At 69.5% G+C, this 23,813-nt stretch carries 20 protein-coding genes and 1 rRNA gene; 19 read left to right on the top strand and 2 right to left on the bottom strand.

Annotated features, from left to right (window positions below; genetic code table 11):
• From rrf to M3667_RS09255, 7 genes are all read left to right on the top strand, one after another.
• A 5S ribosomal RNA gene (rrf, locus tag M3667_RS09285) occupies window positions 1–77 on the top strand; the annotation flags it as partial.
• Between the two features lie 156 nt (window positions 78–233).
• Window positions 234–1,445, top strand: a complete 1,212-nt coding sequence (locus tag M3667_RS09280) for an MFS transporter (protein ID WP_251507511.1) — start codon at window positions 234–236, stop codon at window positions 1,443–1,445.
• Between the two features lie 100 nt (window positions 1,446–1,545).
• Window positions 1,546–3,846, top strand: a complete 2,301-nt coding sequence (gene treS / locus M3667_RS09275) for a maltose alpha-D-glucosyltransferase (RefSeq protein WP_251507510.1) — start codon at window positions 1,546–1,548, stop codon at window positions 3,844–3,846.
• Window positions 3,847–3,920: 74 nt separating this feature from the next.
• On the top strand, window positions 3,921–4,475 hold the full coding sequence (locus M3667_RS09270) for a GIY-YIG nuclease family protein (protein ID WP_251507509.1): 555 nt from the start codon (window positions 3,921–3,923) through the stop codon (window positions 4,473–4,475).
• Window positions 4,476–4,551: 76 nt separating this feature from the next.
• Window positions 4,552–5,286, top strand: a complete 735-nt coding sequence (locus M3667_RS09265) for a hypothetical protein (RefSeq protein ID WP_251507508.1) — start codon at window positions 4,552–4,554, stop codon at window positions 5,284–5,286.
• 89 nt (window positions 5,287–5,375) lie between these two features.
• Entirely contained in the window at window positions 5,376–7,007 is a 1,632-nt protein-coding gene (locus M3667_RS09260) for a cell wall metabolism sensor histidine kinase WalK (RefSeq protein ID WP_251507507.1), read from the top strand.
• Complete coding sequence (locus tag M3667_RS09255) at window positions 7,004–8,161, top strand: hypothetical protein (RefSeq protein WP_251507506.1); 1,158 nt, start codon at window positions 7,004–7,006, stop codon at window positions 8,159–8,161. The genes M3667_RS09260 and M3667_RS09255 overlap by 4 nt, the downstream gene beginning before the upstream one ends.
• A gap of 4 nt (window positions 8,162–8,165) precedes the next feature.
• Here the strand turns inward: M3667_RS09255 and M3667_RS09250 are convergent, their stop codons facing one another.
• The gene (locus M3667_RS09250; RefSeq protein ID WP_251507505.1) at window positions 8,166–8,537 is read right to left on the bottom strand and encodes a response regulator transcription factor; all 372 of its coding nucleotides are present in this window, start codon (window positions 8,535–8,537) and stop codon (window positions 8,166–8,168) included.
• Between the two features lie 98 nt (window positions 8,538–8,635).
• Here M3667_RS09250 and coaE point away from each other — a divergent pair, with 98 nt between their 5' ends.
• The 3 genes from coaE to M3667_RS09235 all read left to right on the top strand — a co-directional run bounded on the left by coaE (window position 8,636) and on the right by M3667_RS09235 (window position 11,834).
• The gene (gene coaE / locus M3667_RS09245; protein WP_251507504.1) at window positions 8,636–9,235 is read left to right on the top strand and encodes a dephospho-CoA kinase; all 600 of its coding nucleotides are present in this window, start codon (window positions 8,636–8,638) and stop codon (window positions 9,233–9,235) included.
• Between the two features lie 90 nt (window positions 9,236–9,325).
• Window positions 9,326–11,395 carry an excinuclease ABC subunit UvrB gene (uvrB, locus tag M3667_RS09240; protein ID WP_251507502.1) on the top strand — a complete coding sequence of 690 codons (2,070 nt, stop codon included), beginning with the start codon at window positions 9,326–9,328 and terminating at the stop codon, window positions 11,393–11,395.
• Window positions 11,396–11,411: 16 nt separating this feature from the next.
• A complete protein-coding gene (locus tag M3667_RS09235; RefSeq protein WP_251507500.1) occupies window positions 11,412–11,834 on the top strand; it encodes a VOC family protein in 423 nt (140 codons plus the stop codon).
• A gap of 108 nt (window positions 11,835–11,942) precedes the next feature.
• On the opposite strand, the gene M3667_RS09230 is transcribed toward M3667_RS09235, so the two are convergent.
• Window positions 11,943–12,179 carry a hypothetical protein gene (locus tag M3667_RS09230; RefSeq protein WP_230704545.1) on the bottom strand — a complete coding sequence of 79 codons (237 nt, stop codon included), beginning with the start codon at window positions 12,177–12,179 and terminating at the stop codon, window positions 11,943–11,945.
• A 33-nt stretch (window positions 12,180–12,212) separates the two neighbouring features.
• Between M3667_RS09230 and M3667_RS09225 the strand changes: the two genes are divergently transcribed.
• From M3667_RS09225 to tpiA, 9 genes are all read left to right on the top strand, one after another.
• A complete protein-coding gene (locus M3667_RS09225) occupies window positions 12,213–12,641 on the top strand; it encodes a MarR family transcriptional regulator (RefSeq protein ID WP_251507497.1) in 429 nt (142 codons plus the stop codon).
• Between the two features lie 82 nt (window positions 12,642–12,723).
• Window positions 12,724–15,690 (top strand): excinuclease ABC subunit UvrA, encoded by a 2,967-nt coding sequence (uvrA, locus tag M3667_RS09220; protein ID WP_251507495.1) that lies wholly within the window; start codon window positions 12,724–12,726, stop codon window positions 15,688–15,690.
• Between the two features lie 21 nt (window positions 15,691–15,711).
• Window positions 15,712–17,637: an excinuclease ABC subunit UvrC gene (gene uvrC, locus M3667_RS09215; RefSeq protein WP_251507492.1), complete on the top strand. Its 1,926-nt coding sequence runs from the start codon at window positions 15,712–15,714 to the stop codon at window positions 17,635–17,637.
• A 31-nt stretch (window positions 17,638–17,668) separates the two neighbouring features.
• Window positions 17,669–18,547, top strand: coding sequence for an RNase adapter RapZ (gene rapZ, locus M3667_RS09210; protein WP_144833179.1), 879 nt, complete (start codon window positions 17,669–17,671; stop codon window positions 18,545–18,547).
• A gap of 41 nt (window positions 18,548–18,588) precedes the next feature.
• Window positions 18,589–19,566: a DNA-binding protein WhiA gene (whiA, locus tag M3667_RS09205; RefSeq protein ID WP_144833181.1), complete on the top strand. Its 978-nt coding sequence runs from the start codon at window positions 18,589–18,591 to the stop codon at window positions 19,564–19,566.
• 461 nt (window positions 19,567–20,027) lie between these two features.
• Window positions 20,028–20,654 carry a superoxide dismutase gene (locus M3667_RS09200; protein ID WP_144833183.1) on the top strand — a complete coding sequence of 209 codons (627 nt, stop codon included), beginning with the start codon at window positions 20,028–20,030 and terminating at the stop codon, window positions 20,652–20,654.
• 103 nt (window positions 20,655–20,757) lie between these two features.
• The gene (gene gap / locus M3667_RS09195) at window positions 20,758–21,768 is read left to right on the top strand and encodes a type I glyceraldehyde-3-phosphate dehydrogenase (protein WP_251507490.1); all 1,011 of its coding nucleotides are present in this window, start codon (window positions 20,758–20,760) and stop codon (window positions 21,766–21,768) included.
• Between the two features lie 6 nt (window positions 21,769–21,774).
• Window positions 21,775–22,989, top strand: coding sequence for a phosphoglycerate kinase (gene pgk / locus M3667_RS09190; RefSeq protein ID WP_251507488.1), 1,215 nt, complete (start codon window positions 21,775–21,777; stop codon window positions 22,987–22,989).
• Complete coding sequence (tpiA, locus tag M3667_RS09185) at window positions 22,980–23,768, top strand: triose-phosphate isomerase (protein ID WP_251507486.1); 789 nt, start codon at window positions 22,980–22,982, stop codon at window positions 23,766–23,768. Before pgk ends, tpiA begins: the two co-directional genes overlap by 10 nt.
• Window positions 23,769–23,813 lie beyond the last annotated feature (45 nt).

The following is a 23,813-nucleotide window of genomic DNA, read 5'->3' as shown; positions in this document are numbered from 1 at the left end:
CGAACCCGGAAGCTAAGCCTCTCAGCGCCGATGGTACTGCAGGGGGGACCCTGTGGGAGAGTAGGACACCGCCGGACTTCCTTTAAGTCGAAATGGCCACCCAAAGCTGGGTGGCCATTTCGCATTTACAGGCGTGCTCACACGCCCGCATTCGGCACGACGCCGTCGCACCCCACCGACAGGAGGGGATGCGGCGGCGTTTCGTCGTATCCGGGCCGGGTAGGGTCGAGACCGTGAGCGGGTTCTCGGGGCACGTACCGGGCAGCCGCGAGTACCGACGTCTTCTCATCGGTCTCTTCTTCGGCGGAGTCGCGACCTTCGCGCAGCTGTACGCCACCCAGGCCGTCCTCCCCGCCATCGCCGCCGATATCGGCGGCGGGCCCGCGGCGGCCGCGCTGACCGTGTCGGCGTCGACGCTGGGTCTCGCGGCGGCCGTCATCCCGTGGTCGATCGTCGCGGATCGCATCGGTCGGGTCCCCGCGATGACGATCGGCCTCCTCGTCGCCACCCTCCTGGGGGCGCTCACGCCGTTCGCCGGCGACATGGGTGTGCTGCTGGCGCTCCGCCTGCTCGAGGGAGCCGCGCTCGGCGCCGTCCCCGCCGTGGCTCTCGCCTACCTCAGCGAGGAGGTGTCGCCGCGCCATGTGGCCGCGGCTGCAGGCTCTTACATCGCGGGAACGACGGTCGGCGGGTTGTCGGGACGCGTCTTCTCGGGCTGGATCGGTGAACTCGCCGGGTGGCGGTGGGGAGTGGCATCCGTCGTCGTGCTCTGCGTGATCGCGGCCGTACTGTTCCTGGGCCTCGTCCCGAAAGCGCGCGGGTTCGTTCCCGGCCGCGCCCGGCGGGAACGGGGACCGACGATCCGCGCGCGACTGGCCTCCAACCTGCGGTCGCCCGTGCAGCTCGCGCTCTACGCACAGGGCTTCCTGCTGATGGGGGCCTTCGTCGCGGTGTACAACTACCTCGGCTTCCATCTGACGGCTCCGCCGTTCTCCCTCGCGCCGGCGCTCGTGACCCTGCTGTTCCTCGCCTACCTCGCCGGCACGGCGTCATCCCCGCGTGCGGGCGCCCTGGCGGTCCGGCACGGCCGGCTCCCCGTCCTGCTCTGGAGCATCGGGGTGATGGGCGCGGGCGCCGCACTGATGTTCGTGCCGACGCTCATCGCCGTGATCCCCGGCCTGCTGATGTTCACCGCGGGCTTCTTCGGCGCGCACGCCGTGGCATCCGGATGGACACCCGTGGCCGCCGAGGCGAGGGCGCGCGCCCAGGCGTCGTCGCTGTACTACCTCGGCTACTACGCCGGCTCCAGCGTGTTCGGCTGGGCGCTGGGACTGCTGTTCGGCTCGCTCGGGTGGGCGCCGTTCGTCGGCGCGGTCCTGGTGATGTGCGGCGCGGCGTTCGTGCTCGCGGTGGCGGCTCTTCGCGCGCCGCGCGGTGCCCCGTGAGCCGCGGATTCATCGACACACCGAGGGACGAGGTCAATGGCCACCGTCGATGTCGGGAGAACCGACTAGCGTCGATGGTGATGTGAGAGGGAGGTCGCGCGTGGATGACGCCGACGAGCGGAGCATGGCGGATGACGCCGTGGTCGATGCGGATCACTTCGACGCGGAGCGTGTCGAGGCCGACGACGTGGCGGAGGCCACGACCGAGATCAGTTACGACGAGCAGCGCTATCCGGCGCGGCCGCGGCGCCTTCGCCCGCGGGATCAGTTCCGCGGCGGCACGCTGCGTCGCTTCCTCACGGATCCGCGCAACGCCAACGGCGGCAACCCCTCCTACGTGGAGTGGCTGGTCCGTCAGTCCATGCTGAAGGATGCCGACGTGTTGAGCCGGCAGCTGTCGGGTCAGCCGTCCATGTGGCGCAACCCGTACGCCCGGCCCGATGCGCGCCGCGCCATCGAGTCGACCGACGTCTGGTTCACGGCCTACCCCATCTCGCTGATCACGCGCCCGGGGGAGTCGTTCCTCGAAGCGCTCGGCGACGAGGCGCTGTGGGAGGCCTTCGAGTGGGTCGGGATCAACGGCATCCACACGGGTCCCGTGAAGCGGGCCGGCGGCATCACGGGCTGGCAGGAGACGCCCAGCGTCGACGGCCACTTCGACCGCATCAGCACGCAGATCGACCCCGAGTTCGGTGACGAGAATGCCTTCCGCCGCGTCGCCGACGTGGCGGAGTCGCACGGCGGCAGCGTCATCGACGACATCGTGCCCGGTCACACGGGCAAGGGCGCTGACTTCCGCCTCGCCGAGATGGCGTACAAGGACTACCCGGGCATCTACCACATGGTCGAGATCCCGCGTGAGGACTGGGACCTGCTGCCCGAGGTCCCCGCCGGTCGCGACTCGGTCAACCTCGACTCCGAGACCGAGCGCGAACTCAGCGCTCGTGGCTACATCATCGGCGAGCTGCAGCGTGTGATCTTCTACACCCCCGGTGTGAAAGAGACCAACTGGAGCACCACCGCTCCGGTCGTGGGAACCGACGGCCTCGAGCGCCGATGGGTCTACCTGCACTACTTCAAGGAGGGACAGCCCTCCATCAACTGGCTCGACCCCACGTTCGCGGGCATGCGCCTCGTCATCGGCGACGCCCTGCACTCGCTGGGCGACCTCGGCACGAGCGCCCTGCGTCTCGACGCGAACGGCTTCCTCGGTGTCGAGAAGAGCGCGGAGGGGCTCCCGGCGTGGTCGGAAGGTCATCCGCTCTCGCACGCGGCGAACCACATCATCGCGGGCATGGTCCGCAAGGTGGGCGGGTTCACCTTCCAGGAGCTGAACCTCACGATGGAGGACATCCGCGACACCGGAGCAGTGGGCGCCGACCTTTCCTACGACTTCGTGACCCGGCCCGGGTACCACCACGCCCTCGCGACGGCGAACACCGAGTTCCTCCGCCTCGCGCTGAACACGGCCCTCGAGACGGGCGTGGAGCCGGTGCAGCTCGTGCACGGTCTGCAGAACCACGACGAGCTGACCTACGAGCTCGTGCACTGGGCGACCACGCACCGCGACACCTTGTACCCCTTCCGCCACGAGGAGTACAGCGGCGGAGAGATCGCCGAGATGGTGCGTGCCGACCTCACCGAGAAGCTGACGGTCGAGGCCGACTACAACCTCGTCTTCACGCAGAACGGCATCGCCTGCACCTCGGCCTCGCTGATCGCGGCCACCCAGGGCAAGGCAACCCTGAGCGACATCACCGAAGCCGACATCCCGGCGATCCGCGACGCGCACCTGCTTCTCGCGAAGTACAACTCGTGGCAGCCCGGTGTGTTCGCCCTCTCGGGGTGGGACCTCACCGGGTCGCTGACGCTCCCGGCCGACGACGTGCGGCACCTGATCTCGTCGGGCGACACCCGGTGGATCGAGCGCGGAGGGCACGATCTGCTCGACGTCGCGCCCGAGGCGTCGTCGTCGATGTCGGGGATCCCGCGCGCGCGGTCGCTGTACGGCTCGCTCGGCACCCAGCAGAACGACCCGGAGTCGTTCCTCTCGGGGCTGCGCGAGGTTCTCCGCATCCGCAGCGAGAACGGCATCGCCGTCGCGTCGCAGGTCGACATCCCGCAGGTCGGGCACCCGAGCATGCTCGTCATGGTGCATCGCCTCGACGGGGGCGACAGACGCGACGAGACTGCGCCGCTGCAGATCACGGTGCTGAACTTCTCGAACGAGACGATCGAGGGCACCGTGCGCTCGGAGTGGCTCGTGCCGCAGAGCACCGCCGTCGACGCCTCCACCGGCGAGACGGTCGGCCGGGTCGATGAGTTGCAGAGCTTCTCGCTCGAGCTCGGCCCCTACGCGGGCCTGTTCCTGCTGCTCGAGGCGCCGGCCGTCGAGGACTGACGCCCGCGGGCGGCCGCCACCGGTGACGGACGGCGGTCGTCCGCGATGTCGGAGGCCGCGCGTAACCTGACGCCGTGCCCCCCTCTCCTCCCTGTCTGGTCGTCGGTTGCGTCGGCGTTGTCGAGCCCGACGTGCCGATCGCGCTGTGCGCCTGGCACCTCGCGGTGAGCGCCGATTGGTCGGCCGCCCGGGAGGGCGTCACCGACGTCCTGCCCACCCCGTGCCTCGTGTGCGGATCGCGTCTCGGCGTGCGTTGGCCGTCGGGATGGCTGTGCGCGGTGTGCGAGTGGCGGCACGGCGAACCGCTCGACGACGAGCTCCCCCCTCCGCGGGTCGACGTCGTCTACTACCTGCGCTTCGACGACCGCGTGAAGATCGGCACCACGGCCCACCCGCGTCGCCGCCTCGCTGCGATCTGGCACGACGAGCTCCTCGCGTTCGAGCCGGGCGACCGGCTCGTCGAGCGCCGGCGACACGCGCTGTTCGCCGACGAGCGGTTCGGGCGGACCGAGTGGTTCCGCCGCAGTCCCGCGCTTGACGCGCACATCGCCGGCCTCGCCGCCGGAGTCGACGACCCGTGGGCGCGGTACGCGCGCTGGGTGAGCGAGGCCCTCGCGCGACGCGGTTGAGGGTGCGGGCGCAAGCCCTGTCTCGGCCGTGTCGCGCCCCGTAGCGTGGGCGCACACCCGCAGAAAGGCAACCAGCATGGGCTTCCTCGATCGACTCTTCGGTTCCGGCGACGACTCCCGACGCGCCGATGTGCCTCCCGCGCCCCGCGGGACCGCGAGCGAGCTGCGCGACACCGACGGCCGGTACGCGCCGCCCCCGCCGCAGGCTCAGGCGGCGCAGGGCGCTGCGCCATCGGCATCCGGATCATCCGCCGACGAGCAGGCGATCGAGCGATACCGCTATCTGCTGCGCACCGCTCCGCCCGAGACCGTCGAGCAGGTGCACGCCGAGGCGTTCGGCAAGCTCTCCCCGGAGCAGCGCCGGCAGGTGCTGCAGGAGTTGTCGTCGGGGCTCGACCCCGCGGAGCGACCCCGCACCGACGACCCCGACGCGCTGGCGCGAGCCGCCACCCGCGCCGAGTACCGGCAGCCGGGCTTCATGGAGCGCACGTTCGCCGGCCGTTCGTTCTCGAACGGTCCCGGGTTCGGCTCGATGCTCGGCGCGTCGATGCTCGGCACGATCGGCGGGTACGTCGTCGGATCCGCCTTGGTCGGAGCCCTCTTCGACCCGGGGTACGACGCGGGGTACGCCGACGGCGCAGCGGCGGATGACGCCGCGGGCGACGCGAGCACAGCCGATGCCTCGGCGACGGATGCCGGGGGAGCGGATGCCGGTGGCGACATCGGCGGCGGATTCGGCGGCGACGCCGGCGGCGGGTTCGGTGGCGACTTCGGCGGCGGCGATTTCGGTGGGGGCGACTTCGGCTTCTGAGCCGGCCGGCGGGACTGAGACGGCGCCTCACCGGAGGGTCCGCGCGAGAAACCGCTCCCACCTCCCGCGGCGGCGCCTGGGAGAACGCTATGGTCGAGGCCATGGCGCCCTTCAACCCGAGCGAAGGTCTCGGCCTGCGGCGCAGCATCGTCTCGAACCAATCGCTGCTCGCCGCAGCGGCCACGATCGGCGTGATCGTGTCGATCGTGCTCGGTCAGGTGCGCGATCCGTCGTTGTTCTTCGTCGGGGCGGCCGTCATCTACGCGGGCACGATCGCGGCCGTGCTGGTGCGCTGGGAGGCGCTGCCGCGCTGGGCGCTCCTGCTCCTGCCCGGCGCCGACGTGGTCGTCATAGCGGTGATGCGCGAGAGCGCCCCCGTCGCCGGCCTCGGGCTGCTGTGGGCGTTCCCGGCGCTGTGGATCGGCGGGTCGTTCGGACTGCGGGGCGTGGTCGGGGTATCGAGTGTCGTCAGCATCCTGCTGCTGCACCAGACCATCACCGACAACGAGCAGCGCTTCGCGTCGTCGACGTTCATCCTGCCGTTCATCATCGCGGCGCTGTCGTCGATGGCGCATTTGACGGCGCGCCGGGCGAGAGCGCAGCGGGCCCTGCTCGAGAAGCAGTCGGCCGAGCTGCGTCGCGCGGTCGCGCGGGCGCAACGGCAGGAAGACCTCGTGACAGAGGTGCTGGATGCCGTCGACTTCGGTGTGACGCGCATCACCGCGACGGGCGAGTTCGCCGTGACGAACACCGCGCACGGGCTGCTGCTCAACACCACGGATGCGTTCGGGCACGAGATCGCGGTCTTCGCCGCAGACGGCTCGACGGCCATCGCCGCCTCGGCGAGCCCACTCGCCCGCGCGCGCGCCGGCGAGGTGTTCGAGAGCGAGATGGTCTGGTACGGGCTCCCGGGTGAGGACCGGCGCGCCCTCAGCGTCACCGCGCGCCGCCTCCCCGCCCCCGACGGGGTGGACGCTGGGGGAGTGGTCGTCTCGCGCGACGTCACCGTCGAGGAGCAGGCCCGCCGTGCGCGCGAGGACCTCGTCGCGAGCGTCTCGCACGAGCTTCGCACCCCGCTGACCTCGATCATCGGCTACCTCGACCTGGTGCTCGACGACGACACCCTCGACGACGCCGCGCGCGACCGGCTCGAGATCGCGGAGCGGAACGCCTCCCGACTGCTCGAACTGGTCGCCGACATCCTCTCGCAGTCCACGGCCTCGGGCGGGGGGAGTGCCATCGAACTCGACCGCAGCCCCACCGACATCGCCGCGCTGGTCCGCGCCGCGATCGAGTCCATCGAACCGCGTGCCCGGGACCACGGCATCCGGATCATCACCGGTGAGATCGCCCCGATCCGCGCCGTCGTCGATGCCCGACGCGTGCGTCAGATCGTCGACAACCTGCTCTCGAACGCCGTCAAGTACATCCCCCGCGGCGCCTCGATCACCGTGGCGGTGACCGCCGACGTGCAGTCGCTGTCGATCGTGGTCGCGGACGACGGACCGGGGATCTCGCCCAGCGAACAGGCGCGCCTGTTCGAAAGGTTCTTCCGCGGAGACGCGGTACGCAAGACCTCGACGCACGGCAGCGGCCTCGGGCTCGCTATCAGTCGCGACCTCGCGCGCGCGCACGGCGGGGAGATCACCGTGCGCACCGCCCCGGGCGAAGGCGCCACATTCACCGTGCGGCTGCCGCGCGACCCGAAGGAGCGCGCATGAACCTCGACCTGCTCAGCCTGCAGACCGCCGCATCGGTGGTCATCGTCGTGTCGGCCGTGATGTACCTGCTCGACACGCTCATGCTCAAGGATGGCCTGCCCGGCCGCCTCTGGGCGAGTGCGTATCTGGCGGGCACGTTCTCGGCGCTCTGCTACGTGGGCTGGCTCCTGCTGCCCGACGTCTACCTCGCGGTCGCGCTCGGCAACGGTGCCTTCGTCGCGGCGACGGGGTTCATCTGGCTCGGATGCGTCGCCTTCAACCGGCGCCCCGTGCGCCTTCCCTCGTTGATCGTGGCGGCCGTCGGGCTGATCGTCATCGTCGCGGCCCTCGCCGCGGGTCCAGACGGCGGGGACTGGGCGGGAGCGGTGGCGCTCTTCCTCGGCAACGCCGCCCTCGCCGTGGTCGGTGCCGTCGAGACCCGTCGCGGCGCGATCCGACGACGGTGGAGCTCCACCGGGTTGACGTTGGTGCTGGGGATCGAGGCGGTCTGGTTCGCGGTGCGCACGGTCGTCTTCGTGAGCCTGGGTCCCGACAGTGAACTGTTCCGGATGGTGTTCGACACGCGGGTGTCATCGCTGCTCACGATCACGCTGGTGATCGCGGCGGTCGTGGTGACCTCGGCCCTGCGGGCCAACGAGTCCGTGCTACGCGGGCCGGGCACGGCGAAGTCGTTGTCGGTGGATGCCGACGGCGTGCTGTTCCGCGAATCGTTCGAGGCGACGATGACCATCGTCTGCACGCGTGCCGAGGGAGCGGACGAGGGCGTCGGTCTGATCGGCGTGCGCATCGACGACCTGCGGCGCGTCGCCGTGGCCTTCGGGCCCGACGAGGCGGACTCGATCGCGGGCGAGTTCCGCGCATCGGTGCGCCGTCACGCGCCCACCATGGCGCTGGTGGGAGAGGTCGACCCCGCCGGAGTCGCGGTGGCTTTCACCACCACGGCGACCACCGACGTGAGGCGGGTCGCGCGCATCCTGCACGAGCGGGTCGTCGCCGACCTCGCCCGTCTCGGGCCGTCGGTCGTTCCGGTGGTGGGCATCGGCATGGCGCTCACCGCCGATCACGGGTTCGATGCCGCGGCGCTCATCGCACGCGCGGACGAGGCTGCCGCGCACGCCGCCGTGACCGGCACGCAGCCCTTCGGACTGGTCTGAGTGCTCAGGCGGAGGCGTCGAGGAGCGACTCGACGCGCTGGCGCAGCTCGCGAGGGCGGAACGGCTTCGTGAGGTAGTCGTCGGCGCCGGCCTCGCGTCCGGCGCGCTGCTCGGCGTCGTCGGCACGGGCGCTGACCATCAGGATGCGCGTCGTGCTGAACGCGCGGATGCGCCGAGCGGTCTCGAACCCGTCGATCCCGGGCATGCTCACGTCGAGCGTGACCACGGACGGATCGTATCGACGGACCAGCTCGATGCCGTCGAGACCGGTCGCGGCCGCATGCACGACGAACCCGGCTCCCTCGAGCACCGTCGACACGAGAAGACGGATGTCGAGGTCGTCTTCGATGACGACCGTGGTGCGCGTGGCGGACATGGCGAAGCTTTCAGGGCCGAGCGGGCGGCGGCCTTCTCGAATGCTAGACGACGCGACGGATCGCCGCTGGGGGGTGGCGCGTGTGGCATCCTCGTCGGGTGCCTCTTCTCGCGCTGACCGGCGGCATCGCCTCGGGCAAGTCGACCATCGCCTCCCTCCTCGCCGCTCACGGAGCCGTCGTGGTCGACGCCGACGCCATCGTTCGCGAGGTGCAGGCTCCGGGATCCCCGGTGCTCGCCGAGATCGAGCGCGAGTTCGGGGCCGAGGTCATCCGCCCCGACGGATCGCTGGATCGTCCTGCCCTCGGCGCGCGCGTGTTCGGGCATCCCGAGCGGCTCGCGGCGTTGAACGCCCTCGTGCATCCCGCGGTGCGCGCGGAATCGGAGCGACGCTTCCGGGAGGCGTTCGCCACGGATCCCGCTGCGGTGGTCGTCTACGACGTGCCCTTGCTCGCGGAGGCACGTGGTGGCGACGCCTGGGACCTCGTCGTGGTCGCCCACGCCCCGGCCGAGCTGCGGGTGCACCGCCTCGTGCACGAGCGCGGGATGACGGATGCCGACGCCCGAGCCCGCATCGGCTCGCAGGTCGGCGACGACGAGCGTCTCGCGCTGGCCGACGTGGTGATCGACACGGCGACGACGATGAACGACACCCGCGCGCAGGTCGATCGGCTCTGGGACCGGGTCACCGCCCGCTGAGACCGCTCACCGGTTCGTCCGGGCGGTCGCGCTCGCGCTGGGCGAACGCAAGCCGACCCCGATGTCGGAGGTCCCGCCTACGCTGGAATCATGCAGGCCACGCGTTCCGTCCGTCCCTTCGAGGTCATCAGCGAGTACACCCCGTCCGGCGATCAGCCGCAGGCGATCGCCGAGCTCGCCGGGCGCATCAACGCGGGTGAGACCGACGTCGTGCTGCTCGGTGCCACGGGTACCGGAAAGTCGGCGACGACGGCCTGGCTCGTCGAGCAGGTGCAGCGGCCCACGCTCGTGCTCGCCCACAACAAGACCCTCGCGGCGCAGCTCGCGAACGAGTTCCGCGAGCTCATGCCCAACAACGCGGTCGAATACTTCGTGTCGTACTACGACTACTACCAGCCCGAGGCCTACGTGCCGCAGACGGACACCTTCATCGAGAAGGACAGCTCGATCAACGCCGAGGTCGAGCGTCTGCGCCACTCGACCACGAACTCACTGCTCTCGCGCCGCGACGTGGTCGTGGTCTCGACCGTGTCGTGCATCTACGGTCTCGGCGCGCCTGAGGAGTACCTGCGCGCGATGGTCGCGTTGCAGGTGGGGGAGCGCTACGACCGCGACGCGCTCATCCGCAAGTTCATCTCGATGCAGTACAACCGCAACGACGTCGACTTCTCGCGGGGCAACTTCCGCGTGCGCGGCGACACGATCGAGATCATCCCGGTGTACGAGGAGTACGCCATCCGCATCGAGATGTTCGGCGACGAGATCGAGGCGCTGTACACCCTGCATCCGCTCACGGGCGACGTGATCGAGAAGATGGCGTCGGTGCCGATCTTCCCGGCGTCGCACTACGTCGCGGGCACCGAGACCGTGCAGCGCGCGATCGGCACGATCGAGCACGAGCTCGAGGAGCGCCTGAAAGAGTTCGAGATGCAGGGCAAACTCCTCGAGGCGCAGCGACTGCGCATGCGCACGTCGTTCGATCTCGAGATGCTGCAGCAGCTCGGCTTCTGCTCGGGCATCGAGAACTACTCCCGGCACATGGACGGCCGCATGCCCGGCGATCCGCCGCACACGCTGCTCGACTTCTTTCCCGACGACTTCCTCCTCGTCATCGACGAGTCGCACGTGACGGTGCCGCAGATCGGCGCCATGTACGAGGGCGACGCGTCGCGCAAGCGTACCCTCGTCGAGCACGGCTTCCGCCTTCCCAGCGCCATGGACAACCGCCCACTGCGGTGGGACGAGTTCAAGGAGCGCGTCGGGCAGACGGTCTACCTGTCGGCGACCCCGGGGCGCTACGAGATGGGCATCGCCGACGGCGTCGTCGAGCAGATCATCCGCCCCACCGGACTCGTCGACCCCGAGATCATCGTGAAGCCCTCGAAGGGGCAGATCGACGACCTGCTCGAAGAGATCCGCATCCGCGTCGAGAGAGACGAGCGCGTGCTGGTGACCACCCTGACCAAGAAGATGGCCGAGGAGCTCACCGACTTCCTCGGTGAGCACGGGGTGCGCGTGCGCTATCTGCACTCCGACGTCGACACGCTCCGCCGCGTCGAGCTGCTCACCGAGCTGCGCGCCGGCGTGTACGACGTGCTGGTGGGCATCAACCTGCTGCGCGAGGGTCTCGACCTCCCCGAGGTCTCGCTCGTCGCGATCCTCGACGCCGACAAAGAGGGATTCCTCCGTAGCGGCACGTCCCTCATTCAGACCATCGGCCGCGCCGCCCGAAACGTGTCGGGCGAGGTGCACATGTACGCCGACAAGATGACCGACTCGATGGCGAAGGCCATCGAAGAGACCGAGCGTCGCCGCGAGAAGCAGATCGCCTACAACACCGAGCACGGCATCGACCCGCAGCCGCTGCGCAAGAAGATCGCCGACATCACCGAGGTGCTGAACCGCGAGGCCTCCGATACGAAGAAGCTGCTGGCGCGCAACGACAAGGCGGGCAAGGGCAAGTCGCCCACACCGTCGCTGCGCCGGACCGGTATCGCGGCCGAGGGTGCCGATCAGCTCGAGTCGACGATCGCCGACCTGACGCAGCAGATGCTGGCGGCCGCGTCGGAGCTGAAGTTCGAGCTCGCCGGACGCCTTCGCGACGAGGTGCAGGACATGAAGAAGGAGCTGCGCGCCATGGAGCGCGCGGGTCACGCCTGACACCGGGAGGATCGTCATGCAACAGCGCCTCACGCTCGTCACCCTCGGAGTGGCCGATCTCGATCGCGCTGTCGCGTTCTACCGCGCGCTCGGATGGCGGGAGCACCGCTCGTCGGTCGCCGGCGAGGTGGCGTTCTTCGACACCGGCGGCCAGGTCCTCGCGCTGTGGGGTCGCGCAGAACTTGCCGCGGACTCGGGAGTCGCGGACGGCGGAGGATGGGGCGGGGTGACCTTGGCTCACAACGTGGGTGACGCTGCCGAAGTCGATGCCATTCTGGCGAGCGCCGAAGCGGCCGGGGCGCGGCTCGCGCGTACAGGCGCAGAAACGCCGTGGGGCGGTTATTCCGGGGTGTTCGTCGATCCCGATGGGCACCCGTGGGAGATCGCCGTCAACCCCGGCTGGCCCTTGGACGAGCAGGGCAGGCCCGACCTCGGCTGAACGGACCGCCGTGGGCTGGGCGCGGAGCGCAGCACCGAGGCTCTGGGGTCGACCGGTGGTGGCGCCGCATGAGTGTTCCTGCGCGTCAGCCCACCGGCGGTGGGTGGCTCAGGGGCAGTGCAGCAGGGGCTTGGGTCCCGACCGGTCGACGCTGTGCTCGGTCATCGCGTGACCGCACAGGGGGCAGGGACGACCCGTGCGCACGGGCTCGGGCGTGGTCTCGTACGGGCCGACCGACGCCGGCCCGGCGACGCGGATCAGTCGCGTGTTGAGGTACTGGTACCAGCCCCCGGCTTCGCGGACGCGCTCGCGCAGTGGCGGGCGTTCCGGATCCTTTCGTGTCATGATCATTAGTGTACTAAGTATTCGGGAGGGTGCGTGGACGATCCACTGAAGCTCGAGAACCAGGTGTGCTTCGCGCTCGTCACCGCCGCGCGCAACGTGGTGTCGATCTACCGGCCGGTGCTCGAGCCGCTGGGGCTCACGCACCCGCAGTACCTCGTGATGCTCGCTCTGTGGGAGCAGGCGCCGCGCTCCCTAGGTGCGCTGGCCGGAGAACTCGCAATGGAACCCGCGACGCTCTCGCCGCTGGTCAAGCGCCTCGAGGCGCAAGGGCGGGTGGTGCGCTCCCGTCGCAGCGACGACGAGCGCGTGCTCGACATCGACCTGACCAACCAGGGCCGGGCGCTGCGCGAGGCGGCCCTCGAGGTCCCGGGCAAGATCATGGAGCGCGTGGGCGTCGACGAGCGCGCGTTGCGAGCGCTGCGCGACGGGCTCGCCCCCTTCGCGGCGGATCCGAGGCAGTGATCGAAGGGCTCGCACCTTCGCACATTCGTGCGCCCGGGGCGAACCCGGGGCCGATGTCGGAGGTCCGACCTAGACTTAACAGGTGCCCATCGTTCCCGTCTCCTCGCCCTCCTCCGCGGCGAATTCCGGCTCCAGCGGAAAGCTGAGTGTCCGGGGTGCCCGCGTCCACAATCTGAAGAACGTCGACCTCGACATCCCCCGCGACTCCCTCGTCGTCTTCACGGGTCTGTCGGGTTCGGGCAAGTCGAGCCTCGCGTTCGACACGATCTTCGCCGAGGGTCAGCGTCGGTACGTGGAATCGCTGAGCGCCTACGCGCGTCAGTTTCTCGGCCAGGTCGACCGCCCCGACGTCGACTTCATCGAGGGGCTCAGCCCCGCGGTGTCGATCGACCAGAAGTCGACCAACCGCAACCCTCGGTCCACGGTGGGCACCATCACCGAGATCCACGACTACATGCGTCTGCTCTGGGCACGCATCGGCGTGCCGCACTGCCCCGACTGCGGCGCACGCATCCAGCGTCAGACGGTGCAGCAGATCGCCGACCAGCTCATGGAGCTGCCCGAGCGCACGCGATACCAGATCGTCGCCCCCGTCGTCACCCAGAAGAAGGGCGAGTTCGTCGACCTCTTCAAAGAGCTGAGCGCCAAGGGCTACGCCCGCGCGGTCGTCGACGGTGAGCTCGTGCAGCTGTCTGAGCCCCCGACGCTGAAGAAGAGCTATAAGCACGACATCGCCGTGGTGGTCGACCGGCTCGTGGCATCCGGAGACAACCTCAGCCGCGTCACCGATTCCGTCGAGACGGCGATGGGCCTCGCCGGCGGCATCATGCAGGTCAACTACGTCGACGAAGAGGGCGACGACGCGTGGCAGTCGTTCTCCGAGAAGCTCGCGTGCCCCAACGGGCACCCGCTGCAGCTGACCGAGATCGAGCCCCGCACGTTCTCGTTCAACGCGCCGTTCGGCGCGTGCCCCGTCTGCTCCGGCCTCGGCACTCGCATGTCGGTTGACGTCGACCTCATGCTCGGCGACGAGGAGCTCTCGATCCGCGAGGGCGCGATCCTGCCCTGGACCACGCAGGGCAAGGGACTGTTCCAGTACTACGAGCGCCTCCTCGAGGGCCTCGCGCGCGACCTGGACTTCTCGCTCGACACCCCGTGGAAAGACCTCTCGCACGACGTCCAGCAGGCGGTGCTGCGCGGTGAGAATTACAAGGTCACCGTCAAGTGGAAGAACCGCTACGGTCGCGAGATGCGGTACGCCTCGGGATTCGAGGGCGTCGTCCCCTACATCGAGCGCCAGTACCTGCAGGCCGAGTCCGACACGCAGCGCCAGCGCTGGTCGGAATACCTGCGCGAGGTGCCCTGCGCCGTGTGCGACGGCGATCGCCTGAAGCCCGAGGTGCTCGCCGTGCTCGTCGACGACACCTCGATCGCCGCGGCCTCGCGCATGAGCCTGGCCGACGCGCGCGAGTTCTTCTCGAACCTCACGCTCACCGACCGCGAAGCGACCATCGCCGCGGCGGTGCTGCGCGAGATCCGCGCGCGACTCGACTTCCTGCTGCAGGTCGGACTCAACTACCTCAGCCTCGGTCGCGCGGCGGGCACGCTCTCGGGCGGTGAGGCGCAGCGCATCCGCCTGGCCACGCAGATCGGCTCCGGACTCACGGGCGTGCTCTACGTGCTCGACGAGCCCTCGATCGGCCTGCACCAGCGCGACAACCGCCGTCTCATCCAGACCCTCGAGACGCTGCGCGACCTCGGCAACACCCTCATCGTGGTCGAGCACGACGAAGAGACCATCCATGCCGCCGACTGGGTCGTCGACATCGGACCCCGCGCCGGCGTCGACGGCGGCAACGTCGTGCACTCCGGCCCGCTGGCAGGGCTCCTCGATGACGAGGCCTCGCTCACCGGCGCCTACCTGTCCGGTCGCCGCTCGATCGAGGCACCCAAGAAGCGCCGCAAGATCGACAAGAAGCGCCAGGTCAGCGTGGTCGGTGCGCGCGAGAACAACCTGCAGAACGTCACCGCCGACTTCCCGCTCGGCGTGCTCACCGCCGTCACCGGCGTGAGCGGTTCGGGCAAGTCGACGCTGGTCAACGGCATCCTGTACGAGGTCCTCGCCTCCAAGCTGAACGGTGCGCGGCGCGTGCCGGGCAAGCACACCCGCGTCACGGGCCTCGACAACCTCGACAAGGTCGTGCACGTCGACCAGGCGCCCATCGGCCGCACCCCGCGCTCGAACCCCGCGACCTACACCGGAGTGTTCGACCGCATCCGCAGCCTCTTCGCCGAGACGCCCGAGGCGAAGGTGCGCGGCTACCAGGCCGGGCGCTTCAGCTTCAACGTCAAGGGCGGACGCTGCGAGGCCTGCTCGGGTGACGGCACGCTGAAGATCGAGATGAACTTCCTGCCCGACGTCTACGTCGACTGCGAGGTCTGCCACGGCAAGCGGTACAACCGCGACACCCTGTCGGTGCACTACAAGGGCAAGAACATCGCCGAGGTGCTCGAGATGCCCATCTCCGAGGCCGCCGAGTTCTTCGAGCCGATCCAGGCGATCCACCGCTACCTTAAGACCCTCGTCGACGTGGGCCTCGGCTACGTGCGCCTGGGCCAGTCCGCGACCACCCTGTCGGGTGGCGAGGCGCAGCGCGTCAAGCTCGCGACCGAGCTCCAGCGCCGCAGCAACGGCCGATCGATCTACGTGCTCGACGAGCCCACGACCGGTCTGCACTTCGAAGACGTCTCGCTGCTGCTCAAGGTGCTCAACGGTCTCGTCGACAAGGGCAACACGGTCATCGTGATCGAGCACAACCTCGACGTGATCAAGAGTTCCGACTGGGTCATCGACCTCGGGCCCGAGGGCGGCGCGGGCGGCGGCACGATCGTCGCGACGGGCACCCCCGAGCAGGTCGCCAAGGTGGCGGAGAGCCACACCGGCGCGTTCCTCGCCGAGCTGCTCGAGACCGGCCGCACGGGCGCGCAGCGCAACACCGCGACGGACGCCGGAAGCGCCGAGCGGGAACTCGTGGGCGCGGCGGGCTGAGCCGTGGCATCCCGAGAACGGATGTCGCAGCTCCCGTACCGACCGAAAGCCGGAGAGATCCCCACCAACCCGGGGGTCTACCGGTTCCGCGACGCCGACGGGCGCGTGCTGTACGTCGGCAAGGCGAAGAACCTCCGCGCGCGTCTGTCGAACTACTTCGCTCCGCTGCACTCGCTGCACGAGCGCACGCGCCGCATGGTCACGACGGCCGCGAGCGTGGAATGGACGGTCGTGCCGAGCGACGTCGACTCGCTGCAGCTGGAGTACATGTGGATCAAGGAGTTCGATCCGCCCTTCAACGTCCGCTACAAAGACGACAAGTCGTATCCCTTCATGGCGATCACCCTCGCCGACGAGGCGCCGCGGGTCATCGTCACGCGCAACCCGAAGATCCGCGGGGCCAAGTACTTCGGCCCCTACCCGAAGGTCTGGGCGGTGCACGACACCATCGACCTGATGATCAAGGTCTTCCCGATCCGCACGTGCAGCGACTCGTCGTACAAGAAGGCGATGGCATCCGGACGACCGTGCTTCCCGGGCCAGATCGGGCGCTGCGGCGGCCCCTGCTCGATGAAGGTGACGATCGAGGAGCACCGCGCGATCGTCAATGACTTCGTCTCCTTCATGTCGGGCGGCGACCAGCGCTTCGCGCGAGAGCTCACCGCCCGCATGAAAGAGGCCTCGGCGGCGATGGACTACGAGTCGGCCGCGCACTACCGCGACCGCCTGCAGGCCATCGACGCGGTGCTCGGCAAGAGCGCCCTGGTGCTGGCCTCCGACACGGATGCCGACCTCTTCGGCATCGCGGAGGACGAACTCGCCGCGACCGTCCAGCACTTCGTCGTGCGCGGCGGGCGCGTGCGCGGTGTGCGCGCGACGACGATCGAGAAGGAGATCGACATCTCGGGCGCCGAGCTCGTCGATCAGGTGCTGCAGCGCACCTACGGCGACGCGGATGCCACCGACATCCCGCGTCAAGTGCTCGTGCCCGAGCTGCCCGACGACGCCGAACAGCTCGAGGACTGGCTGCGCGAGCGTCGCGGCCGGCCCGTGACGCTGCAGGTCGCCCAGCGCGGACGCAAAGCCGATCTGCTGAAGACCGCGACCCTCAACGCCCAGCAGGCCCTCATGCTGCACAAGACCCGCCGCACGAGCGACTACGTGGCGCGGTCGCAGGCCCTGACCGACCTCCAGGAGGCCCTCGGCATGACCGAGGCGCCCCTGCGCATCGAGTGCTTCGACATCTCGCACCTCGCGGGCACCAACGTCGTGGCATCCATGGTCGTCTTCGAAGACGGACTCCCGCGCAAAGACCAGTACCGCTCGTTCGGGGTCGCCGAGACCACGGACGACACCGACTCGATGTACCAGGTGCTCACGCGGCGCCTCGCCTACCTCGACCGGCCCGAAGAGATCGAGCCCGAGACGATGGGCGGAGCGATCGTCGCCGCCCCCGACTCGGCGGAGGCGACGGCCGACGGCGAGGTCGTCACGGCGCGCAAGCGTCCGCGTTTCGCCTATCGCCCGCAGCTGCTCGTGGTCGACGGCGGTCAGCCGCAGGTCGCCGCCGCCGCACGCGCCCTCGCCGACGCCGGCCACGAGGAGATCGCGCTGTGCGGCATCGCGAAGCGCCTCGAAGAGGTGTGGCTGCCGGGGGAGGAGTATCCCGTGATCCTGCCGCGCACCTCCGAGGCCCTGTACCTCCTGCAACGACTTCGCGACGAGGCCCACCGCTTCGCGATCGTGCATCAGCGCAAGCGCCGCAAGCGCGACATCACGAGCGTCCTCGCCGAGGTCCCCGGCCTGGGCGATTCGCGGATCAAGGCGCTGCTGCGGCATTTCGGCTCGGTGTCGGCGCTGAAGAACGCCACACCCGACGAGATCATGGAGCTCCCGGGCATCGGACCGACCCTCGCCGAGAACATCCACACCCATCTGGCTCGGTAGGCTGGAACGACACGACGGGAGGCGGTCACCCATGGAACCGGCACGAGACGAGCCAGGTGAGGTGCTGATCGTCACGGGCATGTCGGGCGCCGGGCGATCCACCGTCGCGAACTCGCTCGAAGACCTCGACTGGTACGTGGTCGACAACCTGCCCCCGCGCATGCTGCGGCCCCTGCTCGAGCTCACCGAGCTCGCCGGTGGTGCCGTGCCCCGCGTGGCCGTGGTCGTCGACGTGCGCGGGCGCACGCTGTTCGGCGACCTCCCCGAGGCGATGCGCACCCTGCAGGCCGGTCGGCAGGTGCGCGTGGTGTTCCTCGACGCCTCCGATGCGGTGCTCGTGCGGCGTTTCGAGGCGGTCCGCCGCCCGCACCCCCTGCAGCACGACGGCACGATCCTCGACGGCATCCGGCGCGAGCGGGAGCGTCTGGCCCCGGTGCGCGAGGCCGCCGACGTCGTCATCGACACCTCGGCCCTCAACGTGCACCAGCTGTCGCTGCGCACCGTCGAGCTGTTCGGCGAAGAGGGTGCGGCGCGGCACACCGTGACGCTCATGAGCTTCGGGTTCAAGTACGGGCTGCCGCCCGACGTCGACCTGGTCGCTGACATGCGGTTCCTGCCGAACCCGTTCTGGAACGACGAGCTGCGCCCGCTCACCGGTGAGGATCCCCGCGTGCGGGAATATGTGCTGGGCCAGCAGGGCGCCGAGGAGTTCCTGGGGTCGTACGCGGCGGCGCTGCGCCCCGTGCTCGAGGGATATCAGCGCGAAAACAAGCGTCATTCCGTGGTGGCCGTGGGCTGCACGGGGGGTAAGCACAGATCGGTGGTGATGGCGCGCGAGCTCGCTGCACGTCTGGCCGATGTGCCCGGGGTGGCCGTGCGGGTGGCTCACCGCGACCTCGGTCGCGAGTAGGCTGTAACGTCGTCCCCGCCGCCCCCCACCCGAGGAGAACCGTGCCCCTGACCGCCGACGTGAAGGCCGAGCTCATCACCGTCCGTGACCCTCGCCCGACCGCGCGCGTCGCCGAGCTCACGGCCCTCCTGCGCTTCTCCGGGGGTCTGCACTCCATCGCCAACCGCGTCGCCGTGGAGGCCGAACTCGACTCCGACGTGCTCGCGCGCCGAGTCGCCCGCGATCTCATGGAGCTCTACGGTGTGCGCCCCGAGCTGCACCACGTGCAGGGCTCCGGCGGACGCACGGGCGGGCTGTTCGCGGTGCGGGTCATCGAAGCCGGCGAAACCCTCGCGCGTCAGACGGGCCTTCTCGACCAGCGTCGTCGCCCCGTGCGCGGCCTGCCGAACAAGCTCACGACCGGCTCGCGGTCCGATCTGAGCGCGATCTGGCGCGGCGCGTTCCTGGCCGCCGGAACCCTCAGCGACCCGGGTCGCTCCGCAGCTCTCGAGATCTCGTGCCCCTCGTCGGAGGCCGCGATGGCCCTCGTCGGCGCGGGCCACCGCATCGGCATCCCGGCCAAGGCCCGCGAGGTGCGCGGAGTGCCGCGCGTCGTCGTGCGCGACGGTGAGGCGATCCGCGGTGCGCTCTACGAGATGGGCGCGCGTCGCACCGCGGGGGAGTGGGACCAGATGCGTCAGCGCCGCGAGGTGCGCGCGGGGGTCAACCGCCTCGTGAACTTCGACGACGCGAACCTGCGGCGTTCCGCCCAGGCGGCGGTCGCCGCGTGCGCCCGCGTCGAACGAGCGCTCGAGATCCTCGGCGACGAGGTTCCCCCGCACCTGCAGCAGGCGGGCGAGCTGCGCCTCGCCCACCGCGACGCGAGCCTCGACGAGCTCGGTCACCACGCCGACCCGCCCCTCACGAAGGACGCCGTCGCCGGCCGCATTCGCCGCCTGCTCGCGATGGCCGACAAGAAGGCCGAGGTCGACGGGATCCCCGGTACCGAGGCCGCCGTGCCCGTCGGCGCCGACGACTGACCCGGATCAGACCTGCCGAAGTCGACGGGATCCCCGGCACCGAGGCCGCCGTGCCCGTCGGCGCCGACGACTGACCCGGATCAGACCTGCCGAAGTCGACGGGATCCCCGGTACCGAGGCCGCCGTGCCCGTCGGCGCCGACGACGGAGAGAAGATCTTCCCGGATGCCGTGAGCTCACGGCATCCGCGCGTTCGTGCTGACACCGGTTCCGCGGCATCCGCCCCCCACGGTCCTGCCGTCGTCAGGGTCTCGCGACCTCCGGCCAGCCCTTCGCGACGCGCCCGGGGCGTCTACTCTCCGTCATTCGGGGAAGCAACCCTCGGGGTGCGGCGTTGACCCTCAATAGGATGAAGACGTCACCCTCGCTGCTCGATTCCTCGACCGTCGTCTCGGCACGTCGTCTCGGCAAGTCGTCTCGAAACAGAGGTCTGGGGCAGCGCCCGATTCGGAAGTAGAGAACATGGCGAAGTACACGCTGCCCGAACTGCCCTACGACTACTCGGCGCTGGAGCCGCACATCAGCGCGACGATCATGGAGCTGCATCACAGCAAGCACCACCAGACCTACGTCAACGGCGCCAACACCACTCTCGACCTTCTCGCCGAAGCACGCGAGAAGAACGATTTCGCCAACATCAACCGCCTGCAGAAGGACCTCGCGTTCAACCTCGGCGGCCACACGAACCACTCGATCTTCTGGACGAACCTCTCGCCCAACGGTGGAGACAAGCCCACCGGCGACCTCGAGTCGGCGATCGACGACCAGTTCGGTTCGTTCGACGCGTTCCGCGCGCAGTTCACCGCTGCCGCCCTCGGCGTGCAGGGTTCGGGCTGGGCGGGTCTGTTCTGGGACTCGATCGGCGAGAACCTCGTCATCCAGCAGTTCTTCGACCAGCAGGGTCAGATCGTCGCGGGCACCGTGCCGATCCTCCTGCTCGACGTCTGGGAGCACGCGTACTACCTCGACTACAAGAACGTCCGCGCCGACTACGTGAAGGCGTTCTGGAACATCGCCAACTGGGCCGACGCCCAGGACCGCTTCGCGGCCGCCCGAGAGAAGACTGCGGGTCTGCTGGTACTGTCGTAAACGGTGCGGCGTCCCGGTGGGGCACCCCACCGGGACGCCGTTGTCCGCCAGCGAACACCGCAATCACGCGCTTCTCGCGCACAACTGATTCAGGAGATATTCCGTGACCGTCAAGATCGGAATCAACGGCTTCGGCCGTATCGGACGCAACTACCTCCGCGCGGCTCTCGCGCAGGGTGCCGACCTCGAAATCGTGGCGGTGAACGACCTCACCGACAACAAGTCGCTGGCGCACCTCCTCAAGTACGACTCCGTCGGCGGCGTGCTGACCGAGGACGTCTCGTACACCGCAGACTCCATCACCGTCGGTGACAAGACCATCAAGGTCTTCGAAGAGCGCGACCCCGCCAACCTCCCCTGGGGCGAGCTGGGCGTCGACATCGTCATCGAGTCGACCGGTCGCTTCACCAAGGCCGAAGACGCCAAGAAGCACATCACCGGTGGTGCCAAGAAGGTCCTCATCTCGGCTCCCGCCACGGGCGACGACGCGACCATCGTCATGGGCGTCAACGAAGAGACCTACAACCCCGAGACCGACGTCATCATCTCGAACGCGTCGTGCACCACGAACTGCCTGGCGCCCCTCGCCCAGGTGTTCAACGAGGCCTTCGGCATCGAGCGCGGCTTCATGATGACCGCTCACGCGTACACCGCCGACCAGAACCTCCAGGACGGCCCGCACAGCGACCTGCGTCGCGCGCGCGGTGCGGCGATCAACATCGTCCCCGCCTCGACCGGTGCCGCCAAGGCCATCGGCCTGGTGCTGCCCGAGCTCAACGGCAAGCTCAGCGGCTCGTCGTACCGCGTTCCGGTTCCCACCGGCTCGATCGTCGACCTCACGATCGTCACCCCCACCGAGGGTCTGACCGTCGACCAGGTCAACGAGGTCTACAAGAAGGCCGCTGCCGAGGGTCGCCTCAACGGCGTCCTGCAGTACACCGAAGACCCGATCGTCTCGAGCGACATCCAGGGCAACCCGCACTCGTCGATCTTCGACGCCGAGCTGACCAACGTCAGCGGCAACCTCGTCAAGGTCTCGTCGTGGTACGACAACGAGTGGGGCTACTCGAACCGTCTCGTCGACCTGACCGAGTACGTCGCCGAGCGTCTCTGACCCTCCATGGCTCTGCGCACCCTCGATTCGCTGGGGTCGCTGGCCGGCACGCGTGTCATCGTCCGTTGTGATCTCAACGTTCCTCTCAAGGCCGGGATCATCACGGACGATGGCCGCGTGCGCGCGTCGCTGCCGACCCTCAACGCACTGATCAACGCCGGCGCGCGTGTGATCGTGTGCTCGCACCTGGGCCGCCCCGACGGGGCCCCCGACCCGAAGTACTCCCTCGAGCCGGTCGCGCAGCGCCTGTCCGAGCTTCTCGGCCAGCCGGTCGCGTTCGCGCGCGACACGGTGGGCGAGTCGGCTCAGGATGCCGTGGCCTCGCTCGAGAACGGTGAGGTCGCCGTCATCGAGAACCTCCGCTTCAACGCGGGGGAGACCTCGAAGGACGAGTCCGAGCGCCAGGCCTTCGCGCGGGAGCTCGCCGGTCTCGGCGACGCCCTCGTGTCGGACGGCTTCGGTGTCGTGCACCGCAAGCAGGCGAGCGTCTACGACCTCGCCCAGCTCGTGCCCTCGGCCGCCGGCCTCCTCATCCAGAAGGAACTCGAGGTCCTCGACCGTCTCACCGAGAACCCCGAGCGCCCCTACACGGTCGTGCTCGGCGGATCCAAGGTCAGCGACAAGCTGGGCGTCATCGAGCACCTGCTGCCGCGCGTGGACAAGCTCCTCGTCGGTGGCGGCATGATGTTCACCTTCCTCGTCGCCGAAGGGCACAAGGTCGGCGCGAGCCTGCTCGAGCAGGATCAGATCGACACCGTGAAGGGCTACATCGCCTCGGCGAAGGAGCGCGGCGTCGAGATCGTGCTGCCGGTGGACGCCGTCGTCGCAGCCTCGTTCTCGGCGGACGCCGACCACGTGGTCGCCGACGCGGACGCCCTCGAAGACACCGCTTTCGGTGCGTCCGGTCTCGGCCTCGACATCGGACCCCGCACCGCGGAGATCTTCGCCGAGGCCGTCCGCGGCTCGCGCACCGTCTTCTGGAACGGCCCGATGGGCGTATTCGAGATGAAGGCGTTCGAGGCCGGCACCAAGACCGTCGCCCAGGCGCTCACCGAGGTCGACGGCCTCAGCGTCGTCGGCGGCGGCGACTCCGCGGCGGCCGTGCGTCAGCTCGGCTTCGCCGACGAGGCGTTCGGTCACATCTCCACGGGTGGCGGCGCCAGCCTGGAGTTCCTCGAAGGTAAGAAGCTCCCCGGACTGGAGGTCCTCGGATGGCAGTGACCAGAACCCCCCTCATCGCCGGCAACTGGAAGATGAACCTCGACCACCTGCAGGCGGTCGCGTTCGTTCAGAAGCTGCACTGGACGCTGAAGGAAGCCAAGCACGAGAACGGCAGTGTCGAGGTCGCGGTGTTCCCGCCGTACACCGACCTGCGCACCGTGCAGACGCTGCTCGACGCCGACAAGATCGAGTTCGCCCTCGGCGGTCAGGACCTCTCGGCCCACGACTCCGGCGCGTACACCGGCGAGATCTCCGGTCAGTTCCTGGCCAAGCTCGACGCAAAGTACGTGATCATCGGGCACTCCGAGCGTCGTCAGTTCCACCACGAGACCGACGAGGTCATCGCGGCGAAGACCCAGGCGGCTCTCCGCCACGGTCTCGTCCCGGTCATCTGCGTCGGTGAGACCTCGGACGACCTCGAGAAGTTCGGCGCGAGCGCCGTTCCCGTGGGTCAGCTCGAGGTCGCTCTCGAGGGTGTGTCCTCCGACGCCGACATCGTCGTGGCGTACGAGCCGGTCTGGGCCATCGGCTCGGGCCAGGCCGCGACGCCCGATCAGGCCCAGGAGGTCTGCGCGAAGCTCCGCGCGGTCGTCGCCGACAAGCTCGGTGCGGATGCCGCAGCGCGCACCCGCGTGCTCTACGGCGGATCGGTGAAGTCGGGCAACATCGCCGGGTTCATGCGCGAGCCCGATGTCGACGGTGCCCTGGTGGGTGGCGCGAGCCTCGTCGTCGACGAGTTCGCGGCGATCATCCGCTTCCAGAAGCACGTCGGCGTCTGACGCCTTCTCCCGGGTGCCCGCGGCTCACCGCCGCGGGCATCCGTG

Source organism: Microbacterium sp. P26 (genome assembly GCF_023712585.1).
Taxonomy (GTDB): domain Bacteria; phylum Actinomycetota; class Actinomycetes; order Actinomycetales; family Microbacteriaceae; genus Microbacterium; species Microbacterium algihabitans_A.
The sequence above is the reverse complement of the archived record's forward strand: the minus strand, read 5'-3'. Positions and strand labels throughout refer to the sequence as shown.

Coding starts and splice junctions, on each gene's coding strand:
- uvrC (WP_251507492.1), top strand. CDS start 15,712: ATGTCGCAGCTCCCGTACCGACCGAAAGCCGGAGAGATCCCCACCAAC.
- rapZ (WP_144833179.1), top strand. CDS start 17,669: ATGGAACCGGCACGAGACGAGCCAGGTGAGGTGCTGATCGTCACGGGC.
- M3667_RS09265 (WP_251507508.1), top strand. CDS start 4,552: ATGGGCTTCCTCGATCGACTCTTCGGTTCCGGCGACGACTCCCGACGC.
- M3667_RS09250 (WP_251507505.1), bottom strand. CDS start 8,537: ATGTCCGCCACGCGCACCACGGTCGTCATCGAAGACGACCTCGACATC.
- M3667_RS09255 (WP_251507506.1), top strand. CDS start 7,004: ATGAACCTCGACCTGCTCAGCCTGCAGACCGCCGCATCGGTGGTCATC.
- M3667_RS09200 (WP_144833183.1), top strand. CDS start 20,028: ATGGCGAAGTACACGCTGCCCGAACTGCCCTACGACTACTCGGCGCTG.
- M3667_RS09235 (WP_251507500.1), top strand. CDS start 11,412: ATGCAACAGCGCCTCACGCTCGTCACCCTCGGAGTGGCCGATCTCGAT.
- pgk (WP_251507488.1), top strand. CDS start 21,775: ATGGCTCTGCGCACCCTCGATTCGCTGGGGTCGCTGGCCGGCACGCGT.
- uvrB (WP_251507502.1), top strand. CDS start 9,326: ATGCAGGCCACGCGTTCCGTCCGTCCCTTCGAGGTCATCAGCGAGTAC.
- tpiA (WP_251507486.1), top strand. CDS start 22,980: ATGGCAGTGACCAGAACCCCCCTCATCGCCGGCAACTGGAAGATGAAC.
- M3667_RS09260 (WP_251507507.1), top strand. CDS start 5,376: ATGGTCGAGGCCATGGCGCCCTTCAACCCGAGCGAAGGTCTCGGCCTG.
- M3667_RS09230 (WP_230704545.1), bottom strand. CDS start 12,179: ATGACACGAAAGGATCCGGAACGCCCGCCACTGCGCGAGCGCGTCCGC.